This is a genomic window from Acidimicrobiia bacterium, assembly GCA_009694375.1.
Taxonomy (GTDB): domain Bacteria; phylum Actinomycetota; class Acidimicrobiia; order Acidimicrobiales; family VFJN01; genus VFJN01.
In genome coordinates, this window is sequence record SHVB01000005.1 from 45,004 (window position 1) to 70,832 (window position 25,829).

General features: G+C 66.2%; 25 protein-coding genes. 13 read left to right on the plus strand and 12 right to left on the minus strand.

The window, feature by feature from the left end; translation table 11 throughout:
* Positions 1 to 21 precede the first annotated feature (21 nt).
* Both EXQ71_04945 and EXQ71_04950 read left to right on the plus strand, forming a co-directional pair.
* Positions 22 to 936, plus strand: coding sequence for an SDR family oxidoreductase (locus EXQ71_04945; protein ID MSO86849.1), 915 nt, complete (start codon positions 22 to 24; stop codon positions 934 to 936).
* Positions 937 to 1,009: 73 nt separating this feature from the next.
* Positions 1,010 to 1,798, plus strand: coding sequence for a class I SAM-dependent methyltransferase (locus EXQ71_04950; GenBank protein MSO86850.1), 789 nt, complete (start codon positions 1,010 to 1,012; stop codon positions 1,796 to 1,798).
* 31 nt (positions 1,799 to 1,829) lie between these two features.
* On the opposite strand, the gene EXQ71_04955 is transcribed toward EXQ71_04950, so the two are convergent.
* From EXQ71_04955 to EXQ71_04965, 3 genes are all read right to left on the minus strand, one after another.
* Positions 1,830 to 2,525 carry an ABC transporter ATP-binding protein gene (locus EXQ71_04955; protein ID MSO86851.1) on the minus strand — a complete coding sequence of 232 codons (696 nt, stop codon included), beginning with the start codon at positions 2,523 to 2,525 and terminating at the stop codon, positions 1,830 to 1,832.
* Positions 2,512 to 4,131 (minus strand): hypothetical protein, encoded by a 1,620-nt coding sequence (locus EXQ71_04960; GenBank protein ID MSO86852.1) that lies wholly within the window; start codon positions 4,129 to 4,131, stop codon positions 2,512 to 2,514. The genes EXQ71_04955 and EXQ71_04960 overlap by 14 nt, the downstream gene beginning before the upstream one ends.
* 92 nt (positions 4,132 to 4,223) lie before the next feature.
* Positions 4,224 to 5,426 (minus strand): acetyl-CoA C-acetyltransferase, encoded by a 1,203-nt coding sequence (locus EXQ71_04965; GenBank protein MSO86853.1) that lies wholly within the window; start codon positions 5,424 to 5,426, stop codon positions 4,224 to 4,226.
* Positions 5,427 to 5,538: 112 nt separating this feature from the next.
* Between EXQ71_04965 and xseA the strand changes: the two genes are divergently transcribed.
* From xseA to EXQ71_04980, 3 genes are all read left to right on the plus strand, one after another.
* Positions 5,539 to 6,903: an exodeoxyribonuclease VII large subunit gene (gene xseA / locus EXQ71_04970; protein MSO86854.1), complete on the plus strand. Its 1,365-nt coding sequence runs from the start codon at positions 5,539 to 5,541 to the stop codon at positions 6,901 to 6,903.
* On the plus strand, positions 6,896 to 7,126 hold the full coding sequence (gene xseB / locus EXQ71_04975; protein MSO86855.1) for an exodeoxyribonuclease VII small subunit: 231 nt from the start codon (positions 6,896 to 6,898) through the stop codon (positions 7,124 to 7,126). The genes xseA and xseB overlap by 8 nt, the downstream gene beginning before the upstream one ends.
* Before the next feature lie 75 nt (positions 7,127 to 7,201).
* Positions 7,202 to 8,266, plus strand: coding sequence for a polyprenyl synthetase family protein (locus EXQ71_04980; GenBank protein ID MSO86856.1), 1,065 nt, complete (start codon positions 7,202 to 7,204; stop codon positions 8,264 to 8,266).
* A 23-nt stretch (positions 8,267 to 8,289) separates the two neighbouring features.
* Here EXQ71_04980 and EXQ71_04985 read toward each other — a convergent pair whose 3' ends face one another.
* A complete protein-coding gene (locus EXQ71_04985; protein ID MSO86857.1) occupies positions 8,290 to 8,949 on the minus strand; it encodes an alpha/beta hydrolase in 660 nt (219 codons plus the stop codon).
* A complete protein-coding gene (locus EXQ71_04990) occupies positions 8,946 to 9,854 on the minus strand; it encodes an alpha/beta hydrolase (protein ID MSO86858.1) in 909 nt (302 codons plus the stop codon). The genes EXQ71_04985 and EXQ71_04990 overlap by 4 nt, the downstream gene beginning before the upstream one ends.
* A gap of 134 nt (positions 9,855 to 9,988) precedes the next feature.
* On the opposite strand from EXQ71_04990, the gene EXQ71_04995 reads away from it, so the two are divergent.
* Positions 9,989 to 11,317 (plus strand): lipopolysaccharide biosynthesis protein, encoded by a 1,329-nt coding sequence (locus EXQ71_04995; protein ID MSO86859.1) that lies wholly within the window; start codon positions 9,989 to 9,991, stop codon positions 11,315 to 11,317.
* A gap of 33 nt (positions 11,318 to 11,350) precedes the next feature.
* Complete coding sequence (locus tag EXQ71_05000; GenBank protein ID MSO86860.1) at positions 11,351 to 12,850, plus strand: hypothetical protein; 1,500 nt, start codon at positions 11,351 to 11,353, stop codon at positions 12,848 to 12,850.
* Here the strand turns inward: EXQ71_05000 and EXQ71_05005 are convergent.
* The gene (locus tag EXQ71_05005) at positions 12,802 to 13,497 is read right to left on the minus strand and encodes a VUT family protein (protein ID MSO86861.1); all 696 of its coding nucleotides are present in this window, start codon (positions 13,495 to 13,497) and stop codon (positions 12,802 to 12,804) included. The two genes, EXQ71_05000 and EXQ71_05005, sit on opposite strands and share 49 nt — an antisense overlap.
* A 128-nt stretch (positions 13,498 to 13,625) precedes the next feature.
* On the opposite strand from EXQ71_05005, the gene EXQ71_05010 reads away from it, so the two are divergent.
* Both EXQ71_05010 and EXQ71_05015 read left to right on the plus strand, forming a co-directional pair.
* Positions 13,626 to 14,351, plus strand: coding sequence for a hypothetical protein (locus EXQ71_05010; GenBank protein MSO86862.1), 726 nt, complete (start codon positions 13,626 to 13,628; stop codon positions 14,349 to 14,351).
* A gap of 37 nt (positions 14,352 to 14,388) precedes the next feature.
* A complete protein-coding gene (locus tag EXQ71_05015) occupies positions 14,389 to 14,886 on the plus strand; it encodes a VOC family protein (GenBank protein MSO86863.1) in 498 nt (165 codons plus the stop codon).
* Positions 14,887 to 14,898: 12 nt separating this feature from the next.
* On the opposite strand, the gene EXQ71_05020 is transcribed toward EXQ71_05015, so the two are convergent.
* A complete protein-coding gene (locus EXQ71_05020; GenBank protein MSO86864.1) occupies positions 14,899 to 15,684 on the minus strand; it encodes an acyl-CoA thioesterase II in 786 nt (261 codons plus the stop codon).
* A gap of 37 nt (positions 15,685 to 15,721) precedes the next feature.
* Here EXQ71_05020 and EXQ71_05025 point away from each other — a divergent pair, with 37 nt between their 5' ends.
* Positions 15,722 to 17,209 carry a CoA-acylating methylmalonate-semialdehyde dehydrogenase gene (locus tag EXQ71_05025; GenBank protein ID MSO86865.1) on the plus strand — a complete coding sequence of 496 codons (1,488 nt, stop codon included), beginning with the start codon at positions 15,722 to 15,724 and terminating at the stop codon, positions 17,207 to 17,209.
* A gap of 38 nt (positions 17,210 to 17,247) precedes the next feature.
* On the opposite strand, the gene EXQ71_05030 is transcribed toward EXQ71_05025, so the two are convergent.
* The gene (locus tag EXQ71_05030; protein ID MSO86866.1) at positions 17,248 to 18,669 is read right to left on the minus strand and encodes an aldehyde dehydrogenase family protein; all 1,422 of its coding nucleotides are present in this window, start codon (positions 18,667 to 18,669) and stop codon (positions 17,248 to 17,250) included.
* A gap of 114 nt (positions 18,670 to 18,783) precedes the next feature.
* On the opposite strand from EXQ71_05030, the gene EXQ71_05035 reads away from it, so the two are divergent.
* The 3 genes from EXQ71_05035 to EXQ71_05045 are packed head-to-tail and all read left to right on the plus strand — an operon-like array spanning position 18,784 to position 21,718.
* Positions 18,784 to 20,139 carry an aspartate aminotransferase family protein gene (locus tag EXQ71_05035; protein ID MSO86867.1) on the plus strand — a complete coding sequence of 452 codons (1,356 nt, stop codon included), beginning with the start codon at positions 18,784 to 18,786 and terminating at the stop codon, positions 20,137 to 20,139.
* The gene (ald, locus tag EXQ71_05040) at positions 20,136 to 21,257 is read left to right on the plus strand and encodes an alanine dehydrogenase (protein ID MSO86868.1); all 1,122 of its coding nucleotides are present in this window, start codon (positions 20,136 to 20,138) and stop codon (positions 21,255 to 21,257) included. The genes EXQ71_05035 and ald overlap by 4 nt, the downstream gene beginning before the upstream one ends.
* Positions 21,257 to 21,718, plus strand: coding sequence for an Lrp/AsnC family transcriptional regulator (locus EXQ71_05045; protein ID MSO86869.1), 462 nt, complete (start codon positions 21,257 to 21,259; stop codon positions 21,716 to 21,718). The genes ald and EXQ71_05045 overlap by 1 nt, the downstream gene beginning before the upstream one ends.
* A gap of 17 nt (positions 21,719 to 21,735) precedes the next feature.
* On the opposite strand, the gene EXQ71_05050 is transcribed toward EXQ71_05045, so the two are convergent.
* The 4 genes from EXQ71_05050 to EXQ71_05065 are packed head-to-tail and all read right to left on the minus strand — an operon-like array spanning position 21,736 to position 25,752.
* Positions 21,736 to 22,554: an ABC transporter permease gene (locus tag EXQ71_05050; protein ID MSO86870.1), complete on the minus strand. Its 819-nt coding sequence runs from the start codon at positions 22,552 to 22,554 to the stop codon at positions 21,736 to 21,738.
* Complete coding sequence (locus EXQ71_05055; protein MSO86871.1) at positions 22,554 to 23,456, minus strand: ABC transporter permease; 903 nt, start codon at positions 23,454 to 23,456, stop codon at positions 22,554 to 22,556. The genes EXQ71_05050 and EXQ71_05055 overlap by 1 nt, the downstream gene beginning before the upstream one ends.
* A gap of 14 nt (positions 23,457 to 23,470) precedes the next feature.
* The gene (locus tag EXQ71_05060; protein MSO86872.1) at positions 23,471 to 24,646 is read right to left on the minus strand and encodes a spermidine/putrescine ABC transporter substrate-binding protein; all 1,176 of its coding nucleotides are present in this window, start codon (positions 24,644 to 24,646) and stop codon (positions 23,471 to 23,473) included.
* Positions 24,643 to 25,752 (minus strand): ABC transporter ATP-binding protein, encoded by a 1,110-nt coding sequence (locus EXQ71_05065; GenBank protein MSO86873.1) that lies wholly within the window; start codon positions 25,750 to 25,752, stop codon positions 24,643 to 24,645. Before EXQ71_05065 ends, EXQ71_05060 begins: the two co-directional genes overlap by 4 nt.
* Positions 25,753 to 25,829 lie beyond the last annotated feature (77 nt).

Genomic DNA, 25,829 nt, shown 5'->3' on the forward strand with positions numbered 1-25,829 from the left:
GATCCTGCCATGCTGAAGCCCATGCCTGGCCTCTGTGATGGACGCATCGTAATCGTGACCGGTTCCGGCCGCGGACTGGGCCGAGCCCACGCCCTGGAACTAGCCCGCCAAGGCGCACGGGTGGTGGTGAACGATCTCGGCTGCGAACTCGATGGGTCCGGCGGCGGCACCGGGCCGGCTGGAGAGGTGGTGGACGAGATCCGTGCCGAAGGCGGCGAGGCTGTCGCCAACGGTGATGACGTAGCCAACTTCGACGGAGCCGGCCGCATGATTGCCGCCGCCATCGCGGCCTTCGGCGGGCTCGACGTGGTGGTCAACAACGCCGGTTTCGTGCGCGACCGTATGTTCGCCAACGCCGCCGAAGACGAATGGGACGCGGTGGTGCGCGTGCACCTCAAGGGCCACTTCGCGGTGGCCCGCCACGCCGCCGCCCACTGGCGCGACCAAGCCAAGGCGGGCACGCCCGTCGATGCTCGGATCATCAACACCAGTTCCGGTGCAGGCATCCTCGGATCGGTTGGTCAAGCCGCCTACTCCGCCGCCAAGGCCGGGATCGCCACCCTCACCCTGGTGCAAGCCGCCGAACTGGGCCGCTACGGGGTGACCGCCAACGCCCTGTGCCCCGCCGCCCGCACCCGGATGACCGAGGGAGTGTTCACCGAGATGATGGCTACCCCTGATCAGCCCGATGCCTTCGACGCCATGGCTCCGGAAAACGTGTCGCCTCTGGTGGCCTGGCTGGCCTCTCCCCGATCCGCCCACATCACCGGCCGCATGTTCGAAGTAGAAGGTGGCCACGTGGGCCTCGCCACCGGCTGGCAGCACGGCCCCGCCGCGGACAAAGGCGACCGATGGGAGGCCGCCGAGTTGGGAGAGGTCATTGATGGTCTGATCGCCGAGGCTCCCGAGCCCACGCCGGTCTACGGCACCCAGTAGCCAACGGCCGAGCCGGCCGCCACCGTCGTGCTGCTAGTTTCGAGCCCAGTCGGCGAACGGGAAAGTGGGCCGCATGGAACACCATTTGGACTGGTCGAGCGACAATGAGTTCACCCTCGATGGAGTGAGTTATCTCTCGACTTTCATCCTCACTCCGGAAACGAATGCCGCCCAATCCCCGGGCCAAATGTTCCTGATCAAACCTCGGTCCCAAGTGGAGCACTACGTAGCGATGATCGAGGCCATCCAGCCGCGATTTATTCTCGAGTTGGGGATCTACAAAGGCGGCAGTACCGCGCTCCTGGCCCAACTCGCCAAACCGGAAAAACTCGTCGCCATCGAACTACGGGATTCGTGTCGGCCGCTAGACAAGTTCATCAGAACCCACTCGCTCGAGGAGGTGATCGTGCCCATCTATGGCGTGAACCAGTCCGATGTGGTGGCGCTCGACACCATCGTCCAACGCGAGTTTGACGGCCATCCGATCGACCTCATCATCGACGACGCCTCTCACCTGCTCGCCGAAACCAAAGCGAGCTTCAACCGCCTCTTTCCCCACCTCCGACCCGGGGGCCTCTACGTGATCGAGGACTGGGCCTGGTCGGTCAACCCCTGGGGCATGCCGCTTCCCGCACGCCTCCAGGGCACATCACCCCTGTCTTCCTTCATCACCGAGTTGGTCTTCGCCTCCGCCTGTCTCCCCCGATGCATCGCCGAGATCACCATCGATGCCCATAAGGCCATCGTGCGACGCGGCACCCGCAACATGGACCCAGCGGTCTTCGACGTCTCCGCCCACTTCGACCCGATATCCCGCCAGATGGTGGACGCCCTCTCGCCGTTTGTCACCGCGACGGACTAGCAACGGGGCGCGGCGGCCCGTTCCGATGACCTCACGACCCGACCAAACGGAGGACCTCGGCCGGGGTGGCCGGACCGTCATGCACAACCTCTCCATCGCGCAGCGCAATGCACCGTCCCACCCGCTCCACAAAACCGGCATCGTGGGTCGCCACCACGATGGCCCGGCCATGACCATGTAACTCGTCGAAGATGCCAAGAAGGGCATCCTTACCAGGAGCATCCAGACCCACGAAGGGCTCATCCACCATCAGGAGATCGAACGGCCGCACCAAGGCCAAGGCAATAGACGTCTTCTGGCGCAGGCCACGACTAAAGCGAGCCGGGAGGTCGTCGGCCCGCGCCGCGAGGCCCACCCGCTCCACCAGTTCGTTGAAGTCGTCGCGGGTGGCGTGCACTCCGTGTAAGGCGGACACATAGGCCAGATGCTCTTGCACCGAAAGGTCGTCGTAGAGCACCGGCTCATCGGGCAGGAAACTCAGGGCGGCCCGGGCGTCGGAACTGCCCGCCGGGGCGCCATTGATGGTGATTTCACCGTCGGTCAGTTCCAACAGGCCCGAGGCGAGCCTCAGAAACGTGGACTTTCCGCTGCCGTTGTGGCCCACCAGAGCCACCAACGTTCCCGCCGAGATCTGCAGGTCGAGAGGCGCCAAGGCCACCAGGTCGGCGTATGTTTTGCTGGCCTGCTCAGCCACCAGGAGCGCGGGGGTGGGATCAGGGCTTGGCATGAGCCATCTCCATCTGGGAACGCCACCAGGTTCCGATGTCTGCACGCACCCGCACCCACCCACAGATGAGACCGAACACCAATATCACGAGGGGAACGATACGGACACCACCGGTGATCGGCGCCAGTCCCTGCTCTTGCGCCCGGTGAGCGAAGAACACCGGGGTGACGCCGAGAATGGCGATCGCGGGCGGCCACACCGTGCGGAAGGCCAACCGCATCCCCTGCGCTTCGGGCGGGGCCAGTGACCAGTTTCCGCCCACGCTGGGGGCCGAGGCCAACACACTCACGAGCGCGCCGCCGAGGCCACCGAGGGCCAACGGCACGAAGGCCACCGCCCCCGCTTCGAGGGGCAACTGCGCCCGACCGGGAACCATGGCGACCGCCAGCGCGATGGCCGCCACCGCCAACTGGGTGAGAACCGCCACGGGGACGTGACGGAGATGGATTTCGCCCGCTTCCAGGGGCGTGGCATCCCGGCGGCTGGGATGGTCCACCTCCTGAGCCAGCGGCTCCACCGAATCAAGACCGGCGATGAACAGCGCCATGCCCGCCACGATGACCAGCGGCGTCGTGCCCGACCAGATCCCCCGCAGGCACAGCCCGATCACCGCCGCCAGCAGCACCAGCCGAGCCACCCGGGCGGCCGGCCAGCGCATCAGCCCCCGGAGCCCCCGAACGAAGACCGGCCACCGTCCGGTACCGTTCACGGCGAGTCCAACCCAAGGTCGCAGCCGGGGCAACTCCATGGCGAGTTGACGCCGCAACACGATCACGGTGCGCACATCCTGCAGGGTGGCGGCGAAGCGAAGCTGGCCCACCAGCGTGGACCGCCGCTCGGCTGCCTCGAGCGATAGCCGACCGAGGAGGCGCATTCCTACCAACAGCGCCACCCCGGCCACCACTACCGGGACCAGGCCGGCGAGATCCACCCGTAAGGGCCACAGCACCAAGTCGCCAAAGGTAGAGGTGGCGCTGAAGCCGATCACGCCGGTGCCATCGGCGATGACCAGGCCGATGAGCACCACCCCCACCAGCGAGGCGACCCCGCGCGGCAGGCGGGTACCGCCCGCCAGTAGCGCACTGCCAACGCACAGCGCGACCAGGACAAGGCCGGCCAAGGCACCCGTGGCGATCCACGCCACCCGCCCGCCGTCGAGCCGATTGGTGGCCAAGTTGCCGGCGATGGCTCCCACCACGATCCCCACGAACGTCACGAAGCGGAGTTGCCGGACGGCCGGGGCCCGCAGTGCGGTGGTGCGGTCCACCGGAGCGAGCAGCACATGACGGACCTCGGTGCGCTCCAGGGCCAGCGGTCCCCCCCGGCTGCCCGAGCGCAGCCCGAGCGCAATCGCAAACGCCGCCAGCCCGCCCAACCAGCCCGGGCCGTGGGCGAGCAACCCGGCGGTCTGCGAAGCGCTCAAGGGATCGTCGCCCACCGCCCCGGAGGCGAACAGCACGATCACCAGGCCTACGATGGCGGTGGTGTACGCCTGATAGAGGGCATCGATCCAATGGATGTCGGCGGTGCGCTTCTGGCGCCGAAACCGCCGCCAGTCTCGCAGCGTCCCTTCGAGGTCCGCATCGGGGTTCGCTACAGCCAGCACACGGCGACGCTAAACGAGGCGATGAACCAACCGACAATCTCCGCCGCGGCCCCGGCGGATCAGACCGATCCGCCGAGAGAATCCCCCGGTGGCTACGACAGACGCTCGATCACCATGGCCATACCCTGGCCTCCACCGACACACATGGACTCGAGGCCGTAGCGGCCGCCAGTATCGTCAAGGCCGTTGATCAGCGTGGTCATGATGCGCGCTCCGGTCATGCCGAAGGGGTGACCCAGGGCGATGGCCCCACCGTTCACGTTCAGCTTCTCCGGGTCGATGTTGAGATGCTTCATCGAAGGGATCACCTGGGCCGCGAAGGCTTCATTGATCTCCACGAGGTCGATGTCTTCGATGGTGAGCCCGGCCCGGCCGAGGGCCTGGCGGATAGCCGCCACCGGACCCATGCCCATGATCTCGGGGTTCAATCCGGTGACCCCGGACGACACGATACGGGCGAGCGGAGTGAGCCCGAGGGCTGCGGCCCGGGTGTCGCTCATCACAACCACGGCGGCGGCGCCGTCGTTCAGTGGGCAGGCATTGCCGGCGGTGACCTGGCCATCGGGGCGGAACACCGGCTTGAGTTCGGCCAGTTTCTCGGCGGTGGTACCGGCGCGAGGGCCGTCGTCCTTACTCACCACAGTGCCGTCAGCGAGCGTGACCGGCGTGATCTCTCGGTCGAAGAAGCCCCGTTCCTGGGCGGCGACGGCTCGCTGCTGCGAGCGGGCCCCCCACTCGTCCATCTCCTCACGGGTCACGCCTTCAGAGAGGACCACGTTCTCGGCGGTCTGACCCATGGCGATGTAGATGTCGGGAAGACCAACCGGCGGCGCCCAAGAGGGGGCACCCCCGGTGCGCTCGGCGGTGGTGGCCTCGGCGTCGGCGAAGAGGACGTTGTGCGGGCCGGTGTCGGACGCCCCGTGCAGGTAGCGGCTCACCGTCTCCACGCCGGCGGCGACGAACACGTCGCCCTCGCCGGCCTTGATGGCGTGGGCGGCCATCCGAATGGTCTGGAGCGAGGACGAGCAGTACCGGTTCACCGTTACCCCCGGTACGTCAGGGAGACCAGCGAGCAGCGCCGCCACCCGCCCGATGTTGTAGCCCGCCTCGCCACCGGGCTGACCGCAACCGAGAATGACGTCTTCAACCGTCTGCGGATCGAGCGATGGAACCTTCTCCAGAACGGACTTGATGATGAAGCCCGCCAGATCGTCGGGGCGGCATTCAGTCATGCTCCCCTTGTTGGCCCGGCCAATGGGGGTGCGGGCGGTGGCGACAATGACAGCTTCGGGCATGGGAGCCCTCCTTGAGCAGAACGGAGTAGGACGGGGTGGAGTTTGGTCGGAGACTGCCACTGCGGCCAGTTCAGCCTTGATCTCGCCCCCGCCTCGCCTACCGTAAGGCCTCATGTCGTTGTTCGAAGATCCCAACGTGGGCAGCCCGGCCGAGGTCACCTGGTCGGTCTCCGACCTCGCCGTAGCCATCGACCAAGCGTTGCGCTCCACCTTCAGCGACGAGGTGTGGGTTCGAGGCGAGATCCGAGATCTCTCGCGCCCGCAGTCAGGTCACGTCTACCTCACCCTCACCGACCCAGCCGCCCCGGGCGCGGCGATGGGATCCGGAGCCTCCATCTCAGTCATGCTGCACGCGCGCCAAAAGCCGGCGGTGAACGCCACCCTTACCGGGGCCGGCGACACCGTTCGCATGACTGCCGGCACCGACGTGCGCATCCGGGGTCGGCTGCGCTGGTACGCCCCGCGCGGACAACTCCAACTCCAGATGACCGCCATCGATCCGGCGTACACGCTGGGTCAGTTGGAACTGGCCCGAGCCGAACTCCTGCATCGCCTCGAAGGGGAAGGCCTCCTGCAGGCCAACGGCCTGCTTCCCGTCCCCCTGGCCCCCCTGCGCATCGGATTGATCACCAGCGTGGGCAGCGCCGCCGAGGCCGACTTTCTCGATGAACTCCGTCGCAGTGGCTTCGCCTTCAAGGTGCTGCAGGCCGACACTCGGGTGCAAGGCATGGACGCTCCCCGGTCGATTGCGTCGGCGCTTCGGATGCTGGGCACCCACCGCCCCGATGTGATCGCGCTGGTGCGCGGCGGCGGAGCCCGCACCGACTTGGCGGCCTTCGACGACGAAGCGGTGGCACGCGCCATCGCAGCGGCGCCGGTTCCCGTGTTCACCGGAATCGGTCACGAAACCGACTCGTCGATCGCCGACGACGTTGGCCACACCCCCGCCAAGACCCCCACCGCCTGCGCCGGACTGCTGGTGGCCCGGGTACAGGAGGTGACCGATGCCCTCGCGAGCGCCTGGAGGGCCATTGCCGGACAGGCCACCCGCACGGTGGCCCACCATGACCAGCAACTCGACCGCCACGCCAGCGATCTTCACCGGGTGGGCCGCCTGGCGCTCGAAACCGCCGACCGGGGCCTCGCCAACTATCGGGAGCGGGTCGCGGGCGGGGCGCGCTCCCACCTCCGGGCGGCGGAGGTCACCGTGGGCACCCGCCAGCGCCGCCTCACCCACCGGGCCCCCCGAGTAACCACCGAAGCCGACCGCGTGCTCCAGAGTATCGAAGCGCGCGTTCGTGCCCTCGATCCCGAACGCGCCCTGGCGCGGGGCTGGTCCATCACTCGCACCGCCGATGGCCAGGTGGTGCGCCACCCCCGCGAGGTAGGTGCCGGCGACGCGCTCGTGACGGTGCTGGCAGGAGGAACGGTGCGTTCCACGGTGACGGAAACCTCTACGGTGTCAACCAATGGCTGATGCCCCCACCCCCGACGAGATCGGTTACGCCGAGGCCCTTGGCGAACTCGAAACGATTCTCACCGAAATCGAGGACGACACCGTCGACGTGGACGTGCTGGCCACCCGAGTGAAACGAGCCGCCGAGTTACTCCGTATCTGTCGCGATCGAATCACCGCCGCCCAGGTGGAGGTCACCCAGATCGTCGCCGAACTCGAGCCCGAGTCCACCCCCGAGGGCTAAGGCCGTCCCGCCGCAGGCCGAGGGGTGCGACCAAACCGACGTGGATCACCGTGCCCTTCTACGATGCGGCTCACCATGGTTCACCCCCCTGTCCCCGTTCCCTTGGGCCTCCTCACGGTGGCCGATCGGGTGGAGGACCGCATCGCTGCGCTCCTGGCGGCCGAGTGCCTCCGCTGGGGCGCCCTCAGCCCGGAATTGATCGATCCTCTCAATTCCCTCCACGCTCTCGTTCGTAATGGCGGCAAGCGCCTTCGGCCCGCCTTTTGTTACTGGGGATTCCGGGCCGTCGGGGGCGATGCCGACGATGACCGGGTGATTGATGCCGGGGCCGCCTTCGAGATGCTCCAGGCCTTCGCTCTCGTCCACGATGATGTGATGGACGGTTCCGCCACCCGCCGCGGCGCTCGCACCGCCCACCTCGATTTCGTCGATCGGCACCTGGACTCGGCGTGGCGGGGCGAGCCTCGCCGCTTCGGAGAGGGGGTGGCGATCCTCATCGGCGACCTCGCTCACGTGTACGCCGACAAACTCCTGCGCGGCAGCGGTCCGGAGGTGCTGACCCTGTGGGACGAACTGCGGGTGGAACTCAACATCGGGCAGTACCTCGACATTGTCGGCACTGCTCGCGGCGACACAGACTTGGAGTCGGCCCGTCGTATCGCTCGCTATAAGTCCGGCAAGTACACCATCGAGCGTCCCCTGCACCTCGGGGCCGCCCTCGCCGGGCGATTCGAAGAGTTTGAAGCGCCCTTGAGCGCCTACGGCGACCCGTTGGGCGAGGCATTCCAACTGCGCGACGATCTGCTCGGCGCCTTCGGTGAGGCGGCCCGCACCGGCAAACCGGTGGGCGACGACCTGCGCGAAGGCAAGCCCACCCCCCTACTGGCGCTAGCCGTGGCGGCGGCGACGGGGGCACAGGCAGCGGTGCTACAAGAGGTGGGCAACCAAGACCTCTCGCCGGAGGCGGTGGACCGGATCCAAGCGGTGTTAATCGACACCGGTGCCCGGGACCAGAGCGAGGCCACCATCGATGCGCTGACCGGCCGGGCGATCGCCGCCATTGAGGCCGCTCCGATCGATCCCGAGGCGCGGACGGCCCTCACGGAACTCGCCGAGTTCGTGGCCTGGCGCGACACCTGAGCGCGGCGGGGTCGCCCGAAGGGTCAGGGGCGAGCGAATAACACCAGCGCGTCGGGGAGGGTCCCCTCGATCACTCCGGGTTCTTGCACAACCGCTTCCAGCCACGGGGGCCGGTTGACCCCCACTACGGCCAGGGCCGTGTCGAGGCCACTCCGGGTGCTGGCCTGGCGAGCGAAGGTGGCCGCGTAATCCGGTGGGCGCACATCTCGGGTGAGTTCATAAAGGGCCCAGGGATCGGGCGTACCGCCCGGCGGGGGGGCACCCACTGCGGTGGGCACCGCGGGGGAGGCAGGGCTCGGTCCGCCCCCGGCCAGGCCAGGGCCATCAGCGAGGATGGCCCCGCGCACCTCTTCGGCCCGACCGCCCGCCGCCAACAGGCCCACGTAGGCCCCGAGGCCGCGGCCGTAGAGGGTGACCGCACCCAGATGGGCGATGGCGACGTCGACGTCGCCCATGAGGGCCTCGCAGAAGTAGCCGGCCCCGATGGCCACGTCGGAGTCGCCGTGGCCGGCTAGATCCAGGGCCCACACCGCCCCCGGCCAGGCCGCCAGATGCGACGGCACCGCACTCGGTGACCGTTCGGCGAGTCCGTGCAGAAGCAGGAGAGGCCTACCGGCCGCCGGGCGCAGTTCGTGCAGGGCCAGTTCGATCCGGTTATGACGGAGACGCACCGAAGCGTTCATGCGAGAATCTCCAGCACCATGTCGGCTACCTCGCGCGGCTTTTCGATGTGCAGAAAGTGACCAGCGCCCTCCAACATTACTAAGCGTCCACCGTGAGGAAGGTGCGAGAGCACGTCGGCGGCGGTGGTGCCCCATCCCATCGGGTCAACTTCGGTGCCCAGCACGGCGAGCACCGGAACCCCGATGTCGGGGAGACGCATCATGGACCACTCGGGCCGCCAGGGTCCGAACCCACCCAACCGCAGCGTCGGATCGATCTTCCAGCGCCAGCCGTCGGCCTGCTCCCGAGCCCCGATGGTGACGAGGTAGCGCAGCCAATCCGCATCGAGGCGAGGGTTCATGCGACCCCGTCGTTCCGCTAGTTCGGCAATGGTGCCCGGCTTACGTTGGGCATCCGCCAACGACCGGCGATGGTCGAGCCAGGCCGTGAGTTCGTCGGCCATGAGTTTGGTGCGCTGGTGGTCAGACACATCAGGAAAACTGCGGCGCGACGGTAGGCCGTCGAGGTTGATGAGGTGGCTCACCCGGTGGGGAAGGGCATCGGCCAACTGCAGCATCAGGCTGCCCCCTTTGGAGTGCCCGATCACCGGCATGGGGGCGAAGGAAATGGAGTCGAACACGGCAGCGGCGTCGCGCAGATCCGCCTCCCAGTTGTAGAGGGCGGCGTACTGTGAGTCGCCGTGACCCCGATGATCCCAGGAAATCGCCCGAAACCCGGCGTCGGCCAGCATCGGGGCGAACACCGAAAAGGTTCCCGCAAAGTCGAAGCCGCCGTGGGCGAGGAGAATCGGCGGGGCGGCCTCATCCCCCCATTCATGCACGGCGATGGCCAGGCCGTGGCTGTCCACCGTGGTTTGCCTATCGGGCCGCCGGGCCCCCGGGAACGTGATGGCGCTGTCACTCATTGGGTTTCTCCCTCAACCATTCCCAACCTTGACCGGCCGGTCAACATCGGCGCAAGCCAATGCCTCCACGGTGGAGCGAGGGGCGCCGGTTGCCTCCCCCGAGCCACCGTGACCGGCCGGTAGCCTCCCGGTCGATGTTGCGTCAGCTCCGTGTCTTGAGTTCAGGGCATCGTCACCTACTCACTGGTTCTATCGCGCTCGTACTCACCGCCGGGGTAACGGCAGCATCGGGAGCCATCTACTGGCTCATCGCGGCGCGTGCCGACGAACAAACCGATGTGGGTTACGCCACCGCTCTGTACACCTCGGTTCTCTTCGTGGCCTTCGTCGCCGGCTTGGGCCAGCCGGTGGCGGTAGCCCGCTACGCCGCCGGGCGCAGTCGAGACGACCACGTGCTGTTTGCCTGGGGGGCACTGGCCACCACGGCGGCTTCGGCATTGATCGGCGTGGCCTACATCACCTTGCTGAACCCGGAGGCGGTACAGGAACTGCGCCAATGGGACGGACTGGCGGGGCCGGCGATATTCACCGTGTTGTGCGTGGGCACGGCACTGTCGCTCCTCCTCGACGTGCGCCTCATGACCCAACGCCGCTGGGGTCTCGTGCTGGCCCGGGCCATCTTGGTGGGGGTGGTGCGTTTTCCCCTGCTGCTCATTCCGCTGATCCACGATCGAGCGGTATGGCTCCTGGTGGCCGCCGCCCTCCCCACCGCCCTGTCTGGCTTCATCGGCATGGCCCTGTTGCCCAAGATCACTGGTGACAGCCACCACTGGGGCCCGCGTCCGGGCACGACGAGAGCCATGGTGCACTACTCGGCGGTGAACTGGGCGTCCACCATCACCTACCAGGCCCCCACCTTTGTGATGCCGGTCATCGTGCTGATCTACGTGACTGCCGACCTCAATGCCAGTTTTTACGTGGCCTGGGGGGTGGCATCCCTCGCCTGCTACGTCCCCACCGCCATCGGGCAGGCTCTCCTGGCCGAAGGCGACCGGGACGGCACCCACCTCCGCGGTCAGGTGCGTCTAGCCCTGGTCATCGCCACCGGGCTCATGGTGTTCGCGACCATTGCGGCCACCGTGGGCCGCAACCTCATCACCGTGCTCTACGGGGACGACTACGCGGCCGCGGCAGAGGTGTTGCCCCGCCTGGTGGCGGCGGCGATCCCGTGGGCGATCACCTCGGTCTACCTCACCGAGGCACGGGTGCAGCATCGCCATCGGGTCACCGTGGCCATCACCGGCACCCTGTCCCTGGCGATCCTCGTACCGGCTCTCGTCTTGGTGCCCGAATACGGCATCGAAGGGGCGGCGGCGGCCTTCCTGGCCGGGAATCTGCTGGCGGCGGTAGTGGCGATCGTGCTCCACCTCACCGGCCGCGGTGCGTCCAACGTCGCGGTGACCGCCCCCACCGCCGGCGCGATCGATCCCGACGACACCATTGCTCTGCTGCCCCTCCACTAGCGCGCTGCCCTAGCGTGAGGCGTCCGATCACCCATGACCAACCTCCCCCCGCCCCCGCTGCCCCCGCCGCCCCTCGGGAACGCCAGGGCGCCCCGAGCGCGGCGGTGGGTCCTGGCGGCGACCATCGCCGCCGTCGCCCTCGCTGGGGTGGTGGTGATCACGACCCTGACGAAACCGGGGGAGGACCACCCCAAGGAGTGGGACCCGCGAGTGGCATCCATTGCCGAGTTCGTAGAGGGGGAGCGCGACTTGATGTTCGATCATGCCGTGCACGTGGACTTCCTCACGGCGGAGGAATACACCGAACTCTCCACCGCCACCAACGGCGACGACAACCGGAACGCACTCGATCGGTACGCCGCCGAACTGCGGGCGCTGGGAGTGGCCTCCGGGGCTGTGGATCTCGTGACCGCCTTTGACGAGATGGCCGACGGTGGCTCGTTGGCGTTCTACGACCCCCGCACCAAACGGATCAGCGTTCGAGGCACGACGATGACTGCGGGCCTCCAAGTCACCCTCGCCCACGAACTGACCCACGCACTCCAAGACCAGCACTTCGACCTCGATCAGGTAGCCGACCCCGACGGAGACTCCAGTGCGGCCACCGTGTTCCGGGCCCTGGTGGAGGGCGACGCCATGCGGGTGGAGAGTGCATACCGCTCCACCCAACTCACCCCCGATGAACTCGACGCCTACGAGAAGGAATACGAACGGGAGCTCAGCACCAGTGGCGCCGCCACCGCCGACGTGCCCGCCTTCCTGAGGGGCGCGACGGGGGCCCCGTACGCGCTCGGGCAACCCTTTGTGGTGATGCTGTTCAACCAGGGGGGAAACACGGCCGTCGATAGCGCCTTGAACGAACCTCCCCGCACCGAAGAAGCCATCTTCGACCCCTCCAGCTATCTCAACGGCGAGGGCGAAAAGCCCCTCGACCTCGGATTCGATGAGGATGTCGAACTCTTCGACACCGATCCCTTCGGTGCCACCAGCTGGTACTTCATCCTGGCCGAGCGCATTGACCCCAAAGTGGCCTTCGAAGCCGCTCGCGGGTGGAACGGCGACGACTTCGCCGCCTTCGAACGAGACGGCATCACCTGTGTGCGTCTCGGCTTCATCGGTGATCAGCGGCGCGACGAGAGAGAGATGGCCGATGCCATCGACGAGTGGGTTGAGGCGATGCCCGGCGGTGAGGCCCGCCGCCGGAATATTGACGGTCACCCTGGGATCGAGGCCTGCGATCCTGGCGAAGACCTGGACATGGCGCTCACCGGCCGTTCCGAAACTTCGATCACCCTCCCCAGCCTCTGGGGCTTCCTCGTGGCTGATGTGGCCGCCGCGCTCGGGGCGGACGGGACGCGCTGCTACGCCCGAGAGGTGGTTGACCACTTGACCTACGAGCAGATCACCGATCCCGAGGGCGACACCATGAACGGTGACGCGTTCCAGGATGTGCTGAGGGATGCCTTCACGACCTGCGAAGCCGGTCAGGCATCTTCCTTGTCGGTGCTCCAGTCGCGGTCGCCGCTGAGATAGATCAGCGGCACGCTGGCCAGCGTCACCAGCGCCTTGACCCCGAGGTTCATCACAAAGATGTCCCACACCACCGCCCACGGCAACGTGAGGGCGTTCTGGCGCAGGCCGGGGATCGCCCCGAACGCCAGGACACAAAACAGGGCGGTATCGATGGGTAGGCTGATGCCGTTACTCACCACGACACGGGCCCACTGATGTCCGGCGGTGACCTTGGTAACAAACCAGTGGTACACCTCGGTGTCGGTGAGTTCACTGATCACCTGGGCCACGATGGAAGCCACGGTGATGCGCCAGGCCGGGGAAAGGACGGCAGAGAACTCCGCGCCTAGCGGATAACTCATGTCCGCAGGGACCCGAGCGGCGAACTGGAGATAGAGCGCCATGAACACATTCACCCCCGCGCCGGTAAACACGATGGTGCGGGCCGCTCGTTTGCCGAGTGCCTTGTGGATCACATCCCGCAACGTGAAGGTGATCGGGTACACGAACGTACCCATGTCCACGCCCCGGCCAAGCACGAAGCCGATCTTGAGACTGGCCACGTTGGCAATCACCGAGGCGCCGACATAGGCCCCGGAGGCCGCCAGGCCCACTCGCATGAACGACGACAGCGCGGAAGAACGAACAGGGACAGTGACGGTCGCCACGGGGGCCTCCGGTTTTGGTCAGGCGGGTATTCCGGTACCGCCGAGGAATAAGGACCAGATCATCGCGCGTGCCAACGGCTAGACACGTAGCCGACGGACCGTTCCTAGTCGCCGAAGGGGAAAAACCAATGGATACCCTCACCGCCGCCACCGCCACGGCCGCCGCCGTTACCCAGATAGGCAGCCACTTCATGCTGGCGGGTTCTACCTACCAACACGGCGCCGCTCTTGGCTTCGGGGGACTCGATTTTTATGTCGCAGGCCGCGGCGGCGTGCTCGGTGATGTCGATGCCGACGTCGTCAGTGCCGCCTTCTTCTTCTTCGAACCCACCGGCCTGCGCACCCTGTGGGATCAAGGCCGGGCCGTCATGCCCCCCGCCCAGGCCGCCGGCGAGTTCGCCACGTGCTGTCATGGCTGGGCCGAGGAGCACGTGCCCGATGACCTTGACGTTGCTCGCCTCGGCGACCTGGCCGGGAAAGTTGTGACCGAGGCCCGACCGGCCGGCACGGCAGTGTTCTCGGGCTGGCGGGCCCTGGCGGTACCGGCGGAACCGAAGGCGCGGGCGGTCCACCAAATGAATGCATTGCGCGAACTACGCGGGGGCTTGCATAGCGCCACGGTGATCGCGGCAGGTCTCACCCCGCTGCAGGCCCTGTCGCTGAAGAGCCCTGGTATGGCCCCGTTGTTTGGCTGGCCCGAACTAGCCGAGGTGGACGGCCTAGCGGCCGCGTGGGATGAGGCCGAAGTGAACACCAACCGGGCCATCGCCCACGCCTACGAGGGGTTGGACGAGACGGAGCGGGCGGAGTTCGCCGAGCTCGCCGGCGCTCTGCAGGCCGCGACGGCGGGCTGAAGCGGTGACGGGTTCGTACTCGGCAAAGGCCACCGCGATAAACGATGCCGAACGGCATCGCCTGCAACAGGAGCGAGACCGCATTCGGACCGCCTACCTCACCGTGCGCGACGATCGGCCGCCGTCCAATGCCCGGGGAGTGCACCATGTCGCTCTGATCTGCCGAGATGTGGAGCGCACCACGCGCTTCTACCAAGAGGTACTGGGGTTCCCGCTCACCACCATGTTCGAAAACCGCGACTGGCCCGGCTCCACCCATTTCTTCTTCGACCTCGGCGGGGGTAATGCCCTGGCCTTCTTCGACCTGCCGGGGGTTGACCCTGAGGCATACCGCGAGGTGCTCGGTGGCCTGCACCATCTGGCCATTTCTATCGAGACGGCGCATTGGCATCAGGCCAAAGCCCGCCTTGATCACGACGGTGTGTCCTACGACCAGGTGGACGACACGAGCCTCTACTTCCGCGGTCCCGACGGGGAGCGCCTTGAACTCATCGCCGATCCCCTGGGCTGGATGTACGGCGAGCGCGTGGACTAGCGCAGGGGTGCCTTAGGGGCTCTTGCGCAACAAAACCTCTTGGGCGATGGTGGCCACGTGAATGCCCTCTCGGCTCAGCACATGACCGATGCTCAGCCCTCGGCTGGCGAGGTAGCCGTGGCTCGCGAAGTCATGGATGTGCCATTCGTCCGCCCGTGACGGGCGATGGAACCACATCGCGTGGTCGAGGCTGGCCGACATCCAGCCCAACTCGAAGGCATCCCCCTCGCTCGGCGCAGGTCGTTCTGGGTGCAGGGCCACCACCGCATCAGTGGGTAAGTCATCCGATAAGTAGGCCAAGGCGCAGGCCTGAAGCACCGGGTCATCGCCGATGGTGTCCTGCAATTTGAGCCATGCCACGCCGCGCCCCTCTTCCTCGTTGCGCAACTGGGCGAAACGGCGGAGAAACATCGGGCTCCACGAGTACCCCGACAACCCTTCCGGCGGCGGCACCGCAGGCATCCGAGCGATCTGCACATCGTGGCCGGTCTCTTCCACCTGGAATGACAGCGACATCGTGAGCATCACCCCCGTGTCGTCCTGGCGGGCCACCACGGTGCGCGTGCAGAAGGAGCGGCCATCGCGCGCGCGCGTCACTTCGAATCGGATGGGCGCATCGGCATCACCGCGGCGGATGAAATAGGCATGCAACGAGTGCACCCGGTACGCCTCGGCCACGGTGGCGGCGGCGGCCCGCAGCCCCTGGGCAATGATCTGGCCACCGTAGAGGCCACCCCAGGGATACTGGGGACCGCGGGCCAGAAACACATCCCCGCCCTGCGGTTCGAGCTCCATCATCGTCACGAAGTCCACATCAGATCGTAGGCTGAGCGCTGTGAACACCCTCCACCATTTCATTAGCGGCCGATCCCTTCCGGGTACGTCCGGACGCACAGCACCCATCTACGACCCGGCCACCGGTCACCGCACCGGTGAGGTGGATCTCGCCTCGCCCGAGGAAATAGACGCCGCCGTGGCCATCGCGGTAGCGGCCCAGCGAGCCTGGCAGGACGTTCCCCTCGCCCGTCGCGCTCAGGTGCTGTTCTCGGTGCGCGAGGCAGTGGTGCGCCGGGGGGATGAGTTGGCGGCTGTCATCACCGCCCAACACGGCAAAACCCTGTCGGATGCGGCCGGCGAGGTGCAGCGAGGCCTCGAGTGCATCGAGTTTGCCTGCGGCATTCCGGATCTGCTCAAGGGGGAATTCTCCCCCCAGGTCGCCAGCGGCGTCGATGTGCACTCGTTGCGACAACCGGTGGGCGTGGTGGCCTGTATCACGCCGTTCAACTTTCCCTGCATGGTGCCGCTGTGGATGCTGCCTAACGCCATCGCGTGCGGAAACGCAGTGATCCTCAAGCCTTCCGAACGCGACCCGGGGGCATCGCTGCTCTTGGCCGAGATCTTCCTGGAGGCGGGCCTACCCCCCGGGGTGCTCAACGTCGTGCAGGGCGACCAAGTAGCCGTCAACCGACTCTTGGTACACCCGGACATCGCGGCGGTCTCTTTCGTGGGGTCCACCCCGGTGGCCAAGCACATCTACGAAACCGGTACCGCGCACGGCAAGCGGGTCCAGGCTCTCGGAGGGGCCAAGAACCACATGGTGGTGCTGCCCGACGCCGACCTCAACCTCGCCGCCGATGCCGCGGTAAGCGCCGCCTACGGCTCCGCCGGCGAGCGTTGCATGGCGGTATCGGTGGTCGTGGCGGTCGGGGAGGTGGGCGACCCCCTCGTGGAGGCCATCCGCTTGCGCGTGGACAAACTGGTGGTGGGTCCAGGCGCTGACCCCGCCTCGGAGATGGGACCACTCATCACCGCCGAGCACCGCGACCGGGTGGCTTCCTATATGGACAAGGGAGCGGCCGCCGGGGCGATCACCGTGGTCGACGGCCGCACCACCACCGTGGCGGGTGATGGCTTCTTTCTCGGTGCCTCACTGCTCGATCGGGTGACCGCCGACATGGATGTGTACCGAGACGAGATCTTTGGTCCGGTGCTCTGCGTGGTGCGAGCCTCGACCTATGACGAAGCCCTGGCCCTCATCAACGACAACCCGTACGGCAACGGGGTGGCGCTCTTCACCCGAGACGGTGGTGCCGCACGACACTTCGAACAAGAGGTTCAGGTGGGGATGGTGGGCATCAACGTGCCCATCCCGGTTCCGGTGGCCGCCTTTAGTTTCGGTGGCTGGCGCGACTCCCTCTTCGGTGACAGCCACATGTACGGCGCCGAAGGCGTGCGCTTTTATACCCGCAACAAAGTGATCACCACTCGTTGGCCCGACCCCTCCACCAGCACCGTCGACCTCGGCTTTCCCCGGCCCGACTGACCGGCGTCGCCCGCCAACGCCGGTCAGGGGCGGCGGAGTTAGTGCTTGATCATCACGTGCTTGAGTTCGGTGTAGTGCTCTACCGCGTAGATACTCATGTCCTTTCCGTACCCGGACTGTTTGAAGCCGCCATGCGGCATCTCACTCATAATGGGGATGTGGTCGTTCACCCATACGGTGCCAAACCGCAAACCCGCCGCCATTCGCATCGCTCGACCAACATCGCTGGTCCACACCGACGCGGCGAGGCCGTAGTCCACCCCGTTGGCCCAGGCCAGCAGGGTTTCTTCGTCGGGGGCGCGCTGCACGGTGACGACGGGGCCGAATACCTCGCGCTGGACGATCTCGCTGTCCTGGGCGGGGCCCACCACGATGGAGGGGGCGTAGTAGTAGCCCCCACCACCAGGAGCAGTAGCGCTGGTGAGCACTTCGGCTCCGGCTTCGGTGGCCCGGCGCACCATCGCCGTCACTCTCGCCAATTGCTCAGCCGATACCACCGGACCCACCTCCGTATCGGGCAGGGTGGGATCGCCGAAGGGGATCTCGGTCACCTCTTGGTAGAGAGCCGCTACGAGCGCGTCGTAGACCTTGGGGCCGGCGATCACCCGGCAGGCGGCGGTGCAGTCCTGACCGGAGTTGTAGTAGCCCGCCGCTCGAACGCCCGCGGCCACCGCCGCCGGGTCGGCGTCGTCGAACACCACCACCGGCGCCTTGCCACCCAACTCGAGGTGCACCCGCTTGAGCGTGTTGGCGGATGCTCGGGCAACGGCCTGGCCGGCGGCCACCGAGCCGGTGAGAGACACCATCGCCACCTCGGGATGATCCACCAGCGCCACGCCAGCGGTCTCACCCTGGCCGCACACCACGTTGAATACACCGGGGGGCAACACATCGGCGGCAAGTTCGGCGAGACGCAATGCCGTATAGGGCGTGAGTTCCGACGGCTTCAGCACGACGGTGTTCCCGGCCGCCAGCGCCGGTGCCACCTTCCAGGTGGCCATGTTCAGTGGATAGTTCCAGGGGGCGATCGAACCGACCACGCCCAAGGGCTCCCGGCGCAACATCGAGGTGTAACCCTCCATGTACTCCCCGGCGGCGCGGCCTTCCAGGAACCGACCCGCCGACGCGAAGAAGTTCCAGTTGTCCAGGGTGAGATCCATTTCGAACTCCATAATCGACACCGGTTTACCGACGTTCTCAGACTCGATCGCCGAGAGGGTCTCGATGTCGTCGCCGATGCGACGGGCCAACTCATGGAGTGCCTCGCTGCGCTGGCGCGGCGTCTGAGCCGCCCAGGCCGGAAAAGCGGCGGCCGCCGCTTGCACGGCATCGTCCACATCGGCGGCGTCGCTGGCCGGAGCGGTACCGATGATCCCGCCAGTGGCCGGATTCACGATGTTGTCCGTGGCACCGGAGCGGGATGCCCGCCATTGGTTACCAATGAAATTCTCGTTACGCATCGAGCAAACCCTCCGTTGCAAGCGTTTCTAGCGTCACTATGCCATACTACGGGCGAGGTAGTAGTAAAAAATTCTTTTCGCAACGGATACCGTTGATCACTTCGGAGGCAATCCATGACCATGACCAGCGACGAAATGGCGGCAGCGGCGGCCGACCACCTTTGGCTCCACTTCTCCCGACTCGAGGGCGAACCCGGCAGCCCCCTCACGGTGATCGAACGCGGGGAGGGCGCCTACGTCTGGGATGACCAGGGCAAACGCTACGTCGATGGTCTGGCCGGGCTGTTCGTGGTGCAAGTTGGCCACGGTCGCGACGAGATCGCCGCCGCCGCCGCCGCCCAAGCCGGCAAACTCGGCTACTTCCCCCTCTGGACCTACGCCCACCCCACCGCCGTCGAACTAGCCGCCCGGCTCGCCGCCATGGCCCCCGGCGACCTCAACCGCGTTTTCTTCACCACCGGGGGCGGCGAAGCGGTGGAGTCGGCCTGGAAACTCGCTCGCCAGTACTTCCTCGCCATCGGGCAAACCGAGCGAGTGAAGGTGATCAGTCGCCAGACGGCCTACCACGGCACCACCCTGGGCGCCTTGGAAATCACCGGCCTGGAAGGCATCAAAGATCCGTTCCGACCGATGCTGAGCGGGCAGGCCCGTCACGTGCCCAACACCCTCGAGGCCCACCGGGCCAACCCGGATGATCCACTCGCAGGGGCCGATGCCATCGAAGCGATGATCATCGCCGAAGGACCCGAAACGGTGGCGGCGGTCTTCCTGGAACCAGTGCAGAACGCCGGTGGCTGCCTGGTGCCGCCGGAGGGCTATTTCCAGCGAGTACGAGAGATCTGCGACCGCCACGGCGTGCTGCTCGTATCCGACGAGGTGATCTGCGCTTTCGGACGACTCGGGGGTTGGTTCGGCGCCAGTCGACTCGGCTATCAGCCCGACATGATCACCTTCGCCAAGGGGGTGACCTCGGGCTACGCGCCTCTCGGAGGCGTGATGATCTCCGACCGCTTGGCCGAGCCGTTCATGGGCCATGCCGAGTCTTTCCTGCATGGCGTCACCTTCGGGGGTCACCCCGTGAGTTGCGCCGTGGCCCTTGCCAACCTCGACATCATGGAACGCGAAGACCTCCCCGGCCGCGTCCAGGGCCTTGAAAGCGAGTTCCGCTCCTCCCTCAACACCCTCACCGACCTGCCCATCGTGCGGGAGGTACGGGGCATGGGCTTCTTCTACGGCATCGAACTCACCAAGAACGGCGACGACTTCTCCGAGCCCGAGTGCGAGTGGCTCATCCGCGGGTTCCTGTCGAAGCGGCTCCTCGAACTTGGCCTCATCTGTCGGGCCGACGACCGGGGAGACCCCGTCATCCAACTTTCGCCATCGCTGGTGGCGGGCGGCGACGAGTTCGACCTGATCTCCGCCACCTTGCACCAAGTGCTCCTGGAGGCGTGGAAGGAACTCGATCGATGAAACTCTCGGTGGGCGTCCCCACGGAGATCAAGGCGGACGAGCGACGCGTCGCCCTCACTCCCGACGGCGTGCGTGAAATGGACAGCCACGGCGTTCAGGTCCTCGTGCAGGCCGGGGCCGGGGCGGGCGCCAGCATTCCCGACGACGTCTACCGGGCCGCCGGGGCCGAAGTGGTGGCCAGCGCCGACGAAGTGTGGGCCCGCGCCGGCATGGTCGTGAAGGTCAAGGAACCTCAGGCCAGTGAGTTCGTGCACCTACGGCCCGACCTGACCCTATTCACCTACCTGCACCTCGCCGCCTATCCGAAGGTGGCCGACGCGCTGTGCTCGGCCGGTACCACCGGCATCGCCTACGAGACCGTGATGCGGCCCGACGGCTCGCTTCCGCTCCTCGCTCCCATGAGCGAAGTGGCGGGGCGGCTCGCCGTCCAAGCGGGGGCCCGCTTCCTCGAAGCCCCCCAGGGCGGACGCGGCGTACTGCTGGGCGGCGCCCCCGGGGTGCAACCGGCGCGCGTCGTGGTGATCGGGGCGGGCAACGTCGGTTGGAACTCAGCGTGGATCGCGGCGGGCATGGAAGCCGAAGTGAACCTCCTCGACAAGAACCTCGACCGCCTGCGCTTCGTGGACCAGATCCATAAGGGGCGCATCACCACACTGGCCTCTAATCGCGGCACCGTGGAGCGATGCATCGCCGAAGCCGACCTCGTGATCGGGGCCGTGCTGGTGGCGGGGGACCGCGCCCCGGTAGTGATCACCGAGTCCATGGTGCGAACGATGAAGCCCGGGGCGGTGATCGTGGATGTGGCCATCGACCAGGGCGGGTGCGTGGAGACTTCGCGCGAGACCACCCACCACGACCCCACCTATACAGAACACGGTGTGGTGCACTACTGCGTCGGCAACATGCCCGGCGCCGTACCGATCACCTCCACCCACGCCCTCACCAACGCCACCCTCCCCTACCTCGTGGAGGTGGCTCTCCTGGGCATCACCGAGGCCGGCCGCGCCGACCACACCCTGGCCCACGGTCTCAATACCGAAGGCGGTGAGGTAGTCAACGCGGTGGTGGCCGAAGCCCTCACAAGACCCGCCGGCACCCCCAGCCACGGCGTCGTGTGATGCCGGAACCCGCAACGGAGCTCGACGACACCGACAAGGCGATCATCCGTCTCCTGCAGGTTGATGGACGAGCGCCGTATTCCAAACTCGCTCCGCAGGTGGGCCTCTCCCAGGCGGCGGTTCGCCAACGCGTACAACGGCTAACCGAACGCGGGGTCATGCAAGTGGTGGCCGTCACCGACCCTGTCACCCTTGGGTTCGACATCCAGGCCATGGTGGCCATTTCGGTGGTCGGCGATGTACGCCAAGTCGCCAGCGCCCTCGAACACCTGGCCGAAGTGGCCTACGTAGTCATCACTGCGGGACGGTTCGACCTTCTCATTGAGGTGGTGTGCACCGATCAACAGCACCTGCTCGCGTTGGTGAACGACCATGTCCGAGCCATCCAGGGCGTATCCAAAACCGAGGTCTTCACCTACATGAGCCTCGTAAAACAGACCTACAGCTGGGGTGTCCGCTAACGAAAGCCCCGGGTTGCTCAGTGCCCGTCCGTCCGGCGCCGGAAGACCACCCCGGCCAGCATCAAGGTGATGCTGCCGAGCAGCACGACGGTGGCCAGCACGTTGATCTGGGGAGAAATTTGGGCGCGCGAGGCCCCAAAGATCCGGAGGGGAAACGTCTCCTCGGAGCCTGAGTTGAAGAACGTGATGATGAAGTCGTCGATGGACAGGGCGAAACTGAGCAGCCCGGCGGCGAGAATCCCGGGGGTGATCAGAGGCAGGGTCACCCGGCTGAACGTGCGCCACGGACTCGCCCCGAGATCCATGGCGGCATCCTCCAGGTTCCAGTCGAAGCCGCGAATACGGGCCTTGACCGTGAGCGCCACAAACGACGTGCAGAACAGAACGTGGGCGATCAATATTGTGACGAAACCCCGCTGTACGCCCCGGCTGATGAACAAGGTCGCTAACGATGAGCCCATCACGATCTCGGGCGTGGTGATGGGCAGTACCAGCAGCAAGCCGATGAGCGCTCCGCCTCGGAACCGGTAGCGCACGAGGGCCAGCGCCATCAGGGTCCCCAGGATGGTGGCCACCACCGCCGAGATAGCGGCCACCTTGAGCGAGAGCACCATGGCGTCGGTGAGGGGACCGGGAGCGAAGGGAGACTTCCAGTTATCGAGCGTGAATTCCTGCCAGATGATGTTGAACTTCCCGCGTGGCTTGTTGAACGAATAGGCCACGATGACGGCGATGGGCAGGAAAAGATACACGAACCCCGCCGCCGCGAAGGCTGTGAGCCCCCACCGGCCGGCCCGACCGAGGGCGGTCTCAGGGGGTTGGGAGCCGGTACTCATCAAATGAGATCGTCGGTGCCGAGCATCCGGGCGTAGATCAGCGTGCCTATCGTCATGATGATCATCAGCATGAAGCTCAGGGCCGCCGCGGTGGGGAGGTCTCCCTGCACGAGGAAGCGATCCTGGATGACCGACCCAATCATGGTGTTACGCGGCCCCCCTAAAAACTTGGCGTTTATGAAATCGCCGGACGCCGGGATGAAGGTGAGCAGACTGCCGGCAAACAAACCCGGCAACGACAACGGCAGCACAACCTTTCGGAAGGCCTGCCAGCCGTTGTTGTAGAGGTCCTTGGCGGCATCGGCGAGCCCGAGGTCGATCTTCTCCAGGCTCACATAGATCGGCAGGATCATAAAGGGGAGGAAGTTGTAGGTGAGCCCTCCGATCACCGCCGTGTGGGTAGACAACAGCCGCCCATCGCTCATGATCCCTAGTGATTCGAGCAAGCCGCTGAACTGCAGGTACTCAATCGCCGACACCACCGGCCCCTTATCGGAGAGCACATTCACCCACGCCAGGGTGCGGATCAAGAAGGACGTGAAGAATGGAATCACCACCAGACCCAGGAGCACGTTGCGGTACCGACCACCACGAAAGGCGATCACGTAGGCGATGGGGTAGCCAATGAGAATGCAGGCCACCGTGGCGATACCGGCGTAGGCGAAGGACCGGAGGAACTGCTCGGAGTAATCCCCGATGGCGTTCGTGTAGTTGGAGAGTTCCCAGGTGAGCCGGATGTCGTTGGGGTCGAAGCGACTGGTCTTCACCGATAGGGAGGTCCGCCCGAGCGTGACCAGCGGCACGAGGAAAAACAGCAGCAGCCACAAGACGCCCGGCGACAGCAGGCCGTACGGCACGATGCCAGACGACCGCCGAGAACGATCCTCCCCGCTCCGGCTCACCACAGATTCGCGCTCTAGGCCCCGGTGATTTCCGAGAAACGTTCGTCGAACGCGGCTTCGGCCTCGTTGTCGAGGTTCGCAAATACATTGAGCCGTTCGAGCGTGGCGGGGTCGGGGAACAGGAGCTGGCTCTTCGCCAGGGCCTGCTGCGCCTCGTCCCCGGCGGCCATGACGGCCTGAACCCCCTCCACCGGTGTGTTGTAGCCCACGTAGCTCGTGATGCGAGCGGCGTTTTCAGGGTCGTAGAGGTAGTTCATCCATGCGGCGGTGTTGGCCGCATTCTTCGACCCCGAAGGAATGACCATCACGTCGCTCCACTGCATCCCCCCCTCGTCGGGGATAACGAAGCGAATATCGGGGTTATCAAGCGATAGTTGCAAGACGTCGCCAGACCACCCGATGCAGGCGGCGTAGTTACCGGTAGCCAAATCGTCCATGTAGTCGTTGCCGGTGAAGGCCCGTATCTGTCCGCTGGAGGTGGCGTCCTCGATCATGGAAAAGGCCTCGGTGGCACCCTCAAAAGTGGCCTTAGTGGGGTCCTGGCCGGTGAGCAGCATCGTAAGGCCAACGGTGTCGCGCATCTCGAGGAGCATCCCCACCCGTCCCTTGAACGCCGGATCGAACAGGTCGCCCGTGCTCGTCAACTCCCGGCCCGTCTCGGTAATGTTGTAGGCGATCCCGGTCATACCCGAGGCGTAGGGAAGCGAGAAGCGACCATCCGGATCCCAGGCCGGCTTGCGCAATTGGGGAACGAGGTTGGCGGCATTCGGGATGTTGTCGAAGGGGACCTCCTGCACCCAGCCCAGGTCGATCAGCCGGGCGGCCAGCCAAAAGGTGGGCGTGATGATGTCGGGACCGATCGACTTCTTGGCGGCTAGGTCCGCCTGCACCTTGGCGAAATACTCGTTGTTGTCGTTGAATCCCTCGGTGTATTTGAAGTCGAGACCGGAGTCTTTTCGGAACAGGTCGAGCGTCTCTTCATCCATGTAGGCGGGCCAGTTCTCGTGCCAGAGTGAGTTCGAGGAGCCCTCGGCGTTGTTGGCGTCGCCGCTGTCGTCGCTACCACAGGCGGCCAGAAGGCCGGGGCCGACTACCCCGGCAGCAGCCAGGGCGCTCATCCGACCGAGCAAGGTTCGGCGCGAGAGCAGCGGCCCAAGCGCGGGGCGCGGGTTCATCGGGGTGTTAGTCATGTGGGCGTTCCTCCGTGAGGATCAGTGGTAGCGGGTTTCCCGCTGGGTACAAGATAGGCGTCGGAGCGGGGCCAGGTAGCCCAGGCGTGATCGCCGGGCCCGAGACCATCGAGCGAGTGATCATCGCCGAGGTGGGCCACCAGGGGGGCGCCATCGCTGCCGGCGAGGCCTACATGCAGTGTTGCCCCGCGGAAAATCACTTCTTGCAGCACCACGGGCACTCCATCGGAGCCCTCAACGGGTGGGTTGCGCCCCACCTGGACCCGCTCCGGGCGGATCATCACCAACGCGTCGCTGCCGACACCCACTTCGCCCGCCGAGCGCGGCGAGACGGTGCCACCCGGCACCGACACGGCCGCCAGACCTCCATCCACCCGCTCGACCGTGCCCGGCAACAGATTGGCCTCGCCGATGAACCCGGCCACAAACGGCGTCGCCGGCCGATGGTAGATCTCGGCCGGGGTGCCGATCTGCTCCACCCAACCATCGCTCATCACCGCGATGTGATCGCTCATCGTCAGTGCTTCTTGCTGATCGTGAGTAACGAACACGAAGGTGACGCCGGTATCGCGCTGGATACGCTTCAATTCGAGTTGCATTGCCTGCCGCAGTTTGAGGTCCAACGCCGCCAGGGGCTCATCGAGCAAGAGCGCCGACGGCTTGTTCACCAAGGCGCGGGCTAGGGCCACTCGCTGCTGCTGGCCACCAGAGAGTTGGGCGGGACGGCGCGTGGCGAAGTCGTTCATGCGCACGATTTCCAGCATCTCGCCCACTTGCTGTGTTATGTCCCGCTTCGGCACCTTCCGGCTCCGAGGACCAAACGCCACGTTGTCGAACACCGACATATGGGGAAACAGCGCGTACTGCTGAAAGACGGTGTTGACGTTTCGCCGGTATGCCGGGGTTCGCGAGACGTCGTCTCCATCGAGAAAAATTCTCCCCGAGGTTGGCGATTCAAACCCGGCAATCATGCGAAGAGTTGTCGTCTTGCCGCAGCCCGAGGGGCCGAGCATCGAAAAGAACGACCCCCGCTCAATACCGAAGCAGGCATCCTGCACGGCCACGAAATCAGCGAAGCGTTTGGCGACGTGATCAAGGACGATCACATCGTTTGAGGGGTCGGTGACCTCGGCGATCTTCACCTCGGTTGGCCCTGGCTGGCTTGCCTCACTCACGCCGCTAC